This window comes from Rhizobium sullae (assembly GCF_900169785.1).
In the GTDB taxonomy this organism is placed as follows: domain Bacteria; phylum Pseudomonadota; class Alphaproteobacteria; order Rhizobiales; family Rhizobiaceae; genus Rhizobium; species Rhizobium sullae.
In genome coordinates this window covers 22,520-29,144 of record NZ_FWER01000065.1, presented here as the reverse complement: position 1 = coordinate 29,144, position 6,625 = coordinate 22,520, and the positions used below count along the sequence as shown (strand labels likewise).

Below are 6,625 nucleotides of genomic sequence, written 5' to 3'. Positions count from 1 at the left end.
GCTATGTGGATCATGGTTTCCGTACGATAACGTACCAATGCGCGAGGAGTTGAGGTGGACCGCACAGCCACGTGCAAAGGGCGTAAGCACGGTTACAGGAGAGCTTGGCCGCACGATCCATTCCGCTGAACATTGGAGAAGGTCAGAGGTTCCTAGTCGCTNACGGTTACAGGAGAGCTTGGCCGCACGATCCATTCCGCTGAACATTGGAGAAGGTCAGAGGTTCCTAGTCGCTTCAAACTCCTGATCAGCAATTTCATCGTCGAGAACTTTGATGTCTTCGCGAATAATGCTGCTGAGGCTGCCGAGAAGACCAGCCAGTTCGAAGTCACGATCTTCCGTAGCCTTTGCAGCTCGCGCCTCGGCTTTGTCGACGTAATGTTGGAAGATATGCCGCTTTCCCTTCAGGTCTTCAAAGCTCGACATGACAACGGTCCTCTGAATCGGCGTAGCGGATAGGCATACTCGCTGTATTGGAAAGAGCAAGGCCCTTATCGAAGCGCCGCTCTGCAACCGAAGGGGCGTTAGCCGCGTGGTCACAAAATTGACTATCGCGCCGGAACACTTCTTCGACTTTCCGATTTAGGTTGTCAGGCTTACCGAGCATTAAGAACGGAGTACCACGATGAAACGGATGTTATTCGCGTCCGCCATGCTCGCCTTGTCGGCAGGCATTCCCCTTGCCCAGACGAGCACAACGAGCGGCACGACCACGACGACGACCACGACGACCAAACCAGCCACCACCGATAAGGGAACCGACACGACTACCACTGGCAGCACTACGAAATCGGACTCGGCTAAGGACTGCGCGCCCGGCCAACAGCCGGGAAGCGCAAAGCAGGCGGCACCCGGACAGCAGGACACTGACGCCAACACTGCCGCTCCCGGCCAAATGAAGAAGACAACTAAGTGCTAATAGGCCGATAACCGGGCGCAGGGATCGCGCTCCTTGGCCGGGGGCAACGCGTGAAATAGCCCCGGCCAAAATTCGTTACCGTCCATGCAGTTCCTTGATCTGCTCATAGAGCTCTTCGACGCCTCCCGAGCCGTGGGCGCCCAGCCGCTGTGAGGCAGGATGTTCTGCCTCTGCCAAGGTATGGTATTGATCGCCCATCGCCATTGGAGGGCGCGCGACGCAGTGGTCAGGTCAAGCAGGATGCGGCCGAACTGCAAATCGCCATCCCAGGAAACGAAGTCCTGGTGGCCTTCGCCGGGCCATGCTTCTCGCCATTTGTATTTCGGCTCATATTCTTCCGTCGCCATTGTCTCAAATTCGTTTTCTTTTCGAGTATTCCCTGATGTAATCATCAGATGGCAAAGTCTCCAGCTTCAAAGCCGCTGCTCACATCCGACAAGCCGGTTCGATCAAGAGCCCGCAAGCTGCGCGATCCCGCGCAGCCTAATCTTCCCCTCGATCCTATGCCGGAACGCATAGAGCCGTGCCTGGCGCTGTTGAAAACGAAGCCGCCGACGGGACCGGAATGGGTCTATGAGATCACATGGGACGGCTATCGTCTGGCGGTGCACATCGAGCCGAAGCGGGTCCGGATCATCACGCGCGGCGGGCACGACTGGACCCATCGTTTCCCTGCGATCGAGCAAGCCGCCAAGCAACTCGGCGTGGCGACGGCTATCCTCGATGGCGAGGCAGTCGTTCTCGACGAACAGGGAAGGCCGAATTTCGGACTGCTGCAGCAAGCACTCGGCGGCCGGGGCGGCAAACGCAACTCAGGTGAAGCGCTCTTCATGGCGTTCGACCTGCTCTATTTCGATGGTCGTGACCTGACCGAAATGGAGCTGTCGGCGCGACGCCATCTGCTCGAAGGGCTGATCAGCGGGCAATGACGGCGACATTCGTCTTTCCGAAGAGGTCGAGGCCGACGGCGCGCAGCTGCTTGCCGCTGCCTGCGAGCATGGCCTTGAAGGCATCATCGCGAAGGATCGGCACAGTACCTATCGCTCCGGCCGCCTCGGCGATTGGGTGAAGGTCAAATGCCTCCAGAGCGACAGCTTTGTGATCGTCGGCTATGAGCTCTCCATGGTCGCACGCGCCGGCATTCGCTCGCTCATGTTGGCGGCACGCAAAGGTGACCACCTGGTCTATGTCGGCTCGGTCGGGACCGGCTTCAACGAACGCACCGCGCGAGAGCTGCGCGAAAAGCTGGATCGCATAAAGGTGAAGAAACCGACCGTCGAATACGAGCGCCGCCGGAAGGACATCGTTTGGGTGAGGCCGACGCTGATTGCCGAGATCGAATACCGGGCCTGGACACACGACGGAAACCTGCGGCATTCCTCGTACAAGGGACTGCGCGATTGGCAGGACGACGCTACGATTTATGTGATGGAGAGCTGACCGCTCTGCCAGGACATTCACAAAGATGACGAATTTGTCTGCCGCGGGACAACGACCGGGCTCGCCGTTGAGGGGTTGAGACGAGCCCTGCCGCATCCTGGCTGCGGTTGTCTGGATCTTACAGCACAGGCATCGCGCGACTCCGTTGGGCAACGAGGGGCGCACGCCAGCCGTAATTAACAGGCGAGCTCGTCGCGCGACATATAGTAAACGCAAAGCGCATCAAAAGGTTCCGGTGCTCTATGAACGTATTGCATCACGACATGGCGGGCGTATGCTGCCTTGCCGGCCCCGCGTTTAACGGCTGAGACCGGTTGAGAGACTCGTTGCGCTCTTGCCATTATTGGAGGGGCTATAGATGTCTCTTCTAGACCTTCTTCCGCTCAATGAAAATGAAATCGAGCTGGTCACAACAGTGGTTCGCCAGTGGTGCGAGGATCATCGTGTCCTGATAGAGAGCGGCCGCGGCCGCGTAGCCATGACGACAGCAGTGGGTCTGGTGATCTCAGGCGAACACTCGCCTGAGGGGCTCGCGGAGGCTCTTGGCTGTATGCGGATCGAGCAGTACAAGCGGCCCATAGATTAAGCATCCGCCTTGTACCGCGGCCGGATGGCAGCTTTCGACTAACCGCCGCGGGGCTAGGTTTCGGCCTCGCAAGTATCGTTTCTCGAGAAAGGCCGGTCTCCGAGCGGGCCCATTCTTCGTGGCTCTGTGGCCCGCGCGGTGCGGCAGGGAAAGGTGTGCAAAGGGCAGGGCATGCGTGGTCCCATCCCCGTCACGGCTATCGGTCCTGTCGAGGCCGACGGCTTCGCCGTCCTCCATTCCGTTGCGGTCGAGCGTGGCGCGGAGATGGCGAACTACGCGGCCTTGTCCGACGCTCGCTCAGCACATCCGGGCGCTGCTGTTGCACGTTACTCAGCGGAATACCGTTCGCGAGGGGCTGCGGCAGGCACTGGCCGATCTGGTGACACCGGGTGGTCCCCTGAGCGCTCGCCTCAAGACGACGCCCCCTGAGACCTGCGCGTCATCCGGGGGCCAGGCGCCAATCGTGGTCGGCACCTCCTTAAGCTCGCCCGTCGAGGCAGAGCTCGGGTGTTGCAGACGCTGCCTGCCCATCAACCCTGTTCCGCACCAGCACCGAGAACAGGGTGTGACGGACCGGCCTCCCGCGTCTGCCCCGGCCGCCTCGCCCTCGACGGAGAGGACGAGCTTAAGGAGGCACCCATGACCACAGATCGCAACCACCAGACACCGACCGATATCTACGAGCGCGTCACCAGCCAGATGATCGCCGCCATCGAAGCCGGCGCCGGCGACTACCGGATGCCCTGGCACCACGACGGAGCGGCCATCACCACGCCCGTCAACGTCGCCTCCAGCAATGCTTATCGCGGCGTCAACATCCTCTCGCTCTGGGCTGCGGCGCACACTGCTGGCTATCCCGCCGGCATCTGGGGCACCTATCGCCAATGGCAAGCGCTCGGTGCCCAGGTGCGCAAGGGCGAGCGCGGCCATCTTGTCGTGTTCTGGAAGGCCATCGATCGCGGCGAGGCGGACGACCAGGACGGCGACTCGGATCGCGACGAGCCTGGCCGGCGCATGTTCGCCCGCGGCTACACTGTCTTCAATTGCCGCCCAGGTCGATGGCTACACGCCGCCCGCAATGCCGGTGCTGCCCGAGGTCGAGCGGATTGCGCAGGCCGAACGGTTCTGCGCCGCCCTCGGCATCGACATCCGCCACGGCGGATCACAGGCCTACTACCGCCCATCTACCGACCATGTGCAGATGCCGGAGTTTGCTTGCTTCCGTGACGCCGTCGCCTACTACGCCGTGCTGCTTCACGAATGCGGCCACGCTTCCGGCGCCAAGCATCGCCTCGACCGCAATCTTTCCGGACGCTTCGGTTCGGCCGCCTACGCCATGGAGGAATGCACCGTCGAGCTCTTGAGCGCGATGATCTGCGCCGATCTAAGCCTCAGCGTCGAGCCGCGCCCCGACCACGCCCGCTACATCGCCTCCTGGCTCGAGGTGCTGCGTTCCGACTCGCGCGCCATCTTCACCGCCTCGAGCAAGGCGCAGCAGATCGCCGACTGGATGCACGCGCAACAGACCGGCGCTCGCCAGGACGAGGTACGGGGCGCCGCATAGGCGCCCCTCTCGCTGCCTCCGCGGCACGCGCGTCGCCCGCTGGAGCGGCCGGCATGTCGTCGTTCGGCCGCTGCACCATCGCCATGACAGGCGTTTTCTGCGTATTCGCCTGACCTTTCCGGCCTCCTCCGGGCGGTGTTCGCAGGCATTTTCATCGCTGTCTGATACCTGTCCGTAGGCGCTGCCAAAAACCATGGGTGGAGCCGCCCGACGGCGGATCTCGGAGAGCCGTAATGTGGGGATTGCCTGCGGCGCTCTTATTGATTGGTGCACTCTCGTACGAGCGCAACGGAAGGCTGCGGAAGGTCGAATTTCTTCGTCACATCGGCGATGCCTCCTACGCGATCTACCTCTCGCATCTGATCACCATCGCCTTCTGCAAGTATATCTTTGACGAGACTGGCTTAGAGACTGGGAACGCTTCGCTCAGCCAGCAGCTGAGCCTCTTCGCGGGCGTCTTGTCGCCTGCATGGCTGGGGAATGGCATGTTGCTACGCACTCGACAAACCATCCCAGGATGAAGCAGTGGCTACGGCGTTATTGGGAGCGACCGACTGCCAATGCGATCCCGCTTCTCGAGCTCCGGGATCGCGATCGCGAGATCGGTAGTCGACACCGGCCGGAAGAAAAGGAATGTCGTATACGTGCGGCCAAAGCGGATTGCCGAGATCGAGTATCGCGCCTGGACCCATGACCAGAAGCTGCGGCATGCGTCATATAAGGGGTTTCGTGACAAGCAGGATGACGCGACGATCTACGAGAGGGCTCAAGAAGATTGGAGGGAACTCATTTTTCGCGCCGGAGTTCAGTCCGTCAGAAGCAACATGCAAGAATAGGAGAATCCAATGCTTCTGAAACTCATCACCGCCTCTGTACTTTCGATCGGTCTTGCAACTTCAGCGCTGGCTCAGGCCAGCGGCGCTTCTGGTGGAACTAGCGGTTCGAGCCAGTCCGGCGGCACCTCCACCTCCGATGTGAACGCTTCCGACAAAGACAAGGACGCTGCCGGCAAGCAAGACTCTTCCGACTGCGTCCAGGGCAAAACAGCGAAAAATGAAGCGACCAAGCCGGTACCTGGTACGGCCAAGGATGCCGCAGGTAATTGCCAGTAACACTCAGATGACGGACAAAGAAAAGACTCCGCATTCTCTCTGCGGGGTCTTTGGTATTGTACGAGACCGAGGGCTAAAAAGGGGTTTCCCATTTTGTTCCCGTGTCTTTACGGGTTGTCATAGCGAGCTATTGGAAACCACCTTCCTTCCTTCTCAGGGCGTGTCGAGATTTTTCGATCACTCTTAATCAGCGGGTCGTACGTTTCGAGCCCTACATCACCCACCATTATTTCAAGGCACTTAACAGGAATTTGAAACGAATGGTTCCCAATAAATTGGAAGCGGTTTTCCAATTCACGCTCCGTTCCTGTTCCCTGAAAGCAGCGGGTTCAATCTCGCTCCAGCGGCTCTCCATGAGCTTCATCGCATCCCGCGCCAAGCTGCGCAGTGCGACCCTCCTCCAGTATGTCTTCAAGGTCGGTCTGCTTGACCTGCCGGGCGATATCGTTCGAGGCCCGCGCGGCGGATAAAATTTTCCTCGTTTTCATTCGGGCGCCTGGTAAGGGCATCGACAGCCGAAAGCACCGCCGGCGGGAAACCTTCGTTCTTCAGACGGTCAAGCGTCTAGCCTGTATTTTTCTCCGCCACGTCATGGAGGTATGCGACGATCTTCTCCTCGTCACCCGTCACGGCCGCGGCGACGCGGCGGCAGTGATCGATATAAGGCCGGCCAGTCTTGTCGGTCTGACCCGCATGGGCTTCGACGGCAATCTCGGCGGCGTGGTCGAGATGAAGTGAAGCTCGCATTTTTCGTCATCGCTCGTTTCGACCTCCATTGAACGGTCAGGAAGCGCACTGGTTCCAGCAGCCGACATGTCCAGCGCCTGGAGTCGCCGTCAGCCGAAATCAGGGTTGGAATGCTGCGTTCGCCGCAACGGCTCAGGCGAAAGCTCTGGCAGTGGTGGGCATTGACGTTCGCCGCTGAACGGAGCGCATGTTCAACTGTCCACCGTTGTGCTCAACTCATCGACGCTCAGATACGGCTCGTCCGTCCGGAACTCGGC

Annotated in this window: 6 protein-coding genes and 5 pseudogenes; 6 read left to right on the top strand and 5 right to left on the bottom strand. The window is 60.2% G+C overall.

Translation table 11 applies throughout. The features are described 5' to 3' along the window. Positions 1–216 precede the first annotated feature (216 nt). From BN1800_RS34365 to BN1800_RS34355, 3 genes are all read right to left on the bottom strand, one after another. Entirely contained in the window at positions 217–426 is a 210-nt protein-coding gene (locus BN1800_RS34365) for a hypothetical protein (protein WP_087004561.1), read from the bottom strand. A 180-nt stretch (positions 427–606) separates the two neighbouring features. Next, complete coding sequence (locus tag BN1800_RS41755) at positions 607–783, bottom strand: hypothetical protein (RefSeq protein ID WP_179213972.1); 177 nt, start codon at positions 781–783, stop codon at positions 607–609. A 132-nt stretch (positions 784–915) separates the two neighbouring features. Beyond that, entirely contained in the window at positions 916–1,266 is a 351-nt protein-coding gene (locus BN1800_RS34355) for a hypothetical protein (protein ID WP_244564758.1), read from the bottom strand. Between the two features lie 48 nt (positions 1,267–1,314). Here BN1800_RS34355 and ligD point away from each other — a divergent pair. The 3 genes and pseudogenes from ligD to BN1800_RS34340 all read left to right on the top strand — a co-directional run bounded on the left by ligD (position 1,315) and on the right by BN1800_RS34340 (position 4,509). Further along, positions 1,315–2,359: pseudogene (gene ligD / locus BN1800_RS34350) on the top strand (non-homologous end-joining DNA ligase). A gap of 358 nt (positions 2,360–2,717) precedes the next feature. Next, on the top strand, positions 2,718–2,945 hold the full coding sequence (locus BN1800_RS34345) for a hypothetical protein (RefSeq protein WP_087004555.1): 228 nt from the start codon (positions 2,718–2,720) through the stop codon (positions 2,943–2,945). A 639-nt stretch (positions 2,946–3,584) separates the two neighbouring features. After that, positions 3,585–4,509, top strand: a pseudogene (locus BN1800_RS34340) (ArdC family protein). Positions 4,510–4,528: 19 nt separating this feature from the next. Here BN1800_RS34340 and BN1800_RS40870 read toward each other — a convergent pair. After that, positions 4,529–4,645: pseudogene (locus tag BN1800_RS40870) on the bottom strand (IS1595 family transposase); the annotation flags it as partial. A 97-nt stretch (positions 4,646–4,742) separates the two neighbouring features. On the opposite strand from BN1800_RS40870, the gene BN1800_RS34335 reads away from it, so the two are divergent. The 3 genes and pseudogenes from BN1800_RS34335 to BN1800_RS34325 all read left to right on the top strand — a co-directional run bounded on the left by BN1800_RS34335 (position 4,743) and on the right by BN1800_RS34325 (position 5,621). Further along, positions 4,743–5,030 (top strand): acyltransferase family protein, encoded by a 288-nt coding sequence (locus BN1800_RS34335; protein WP_087004552.1) that lies wholly within the window; start codon positions 4,743–4,745, stop codon positions 5,028–5,030. A gap of 81 nt (positions 5,031–5,111) precedes the next feature. Then, positions 5,112–5,345: pseudogene (locus BN1800_RS34330) on the top strand (ATP dependent DNA ligase); the annotation flags it as partial. 9 nt (positions 5,346–5,354) lie between these two features. Continuing rightward, positions 5,355–5,621 (top strand): hypothetical protein, encoded by a 267-nt coding sequence (locus BN1800_RS34325; protein WP_087004546.1) that lies wholly within the window; start codon positions 5,355–5,357, stop codon positions 5,619–5,621. A gap of 329 nt (positions 5,622–5,950) precedes the next feature. Here the strand turns inward: BN1800_RS34325 and BN1800_RS43060 are convergent. Next, a pseudogene (locus BN1800_RS43060) lies at positions 5,951–6,368 on the bottom strand (HD domain-containing protein). Positions 6,369–6,625: the final 257 nt, after the last annotated feature.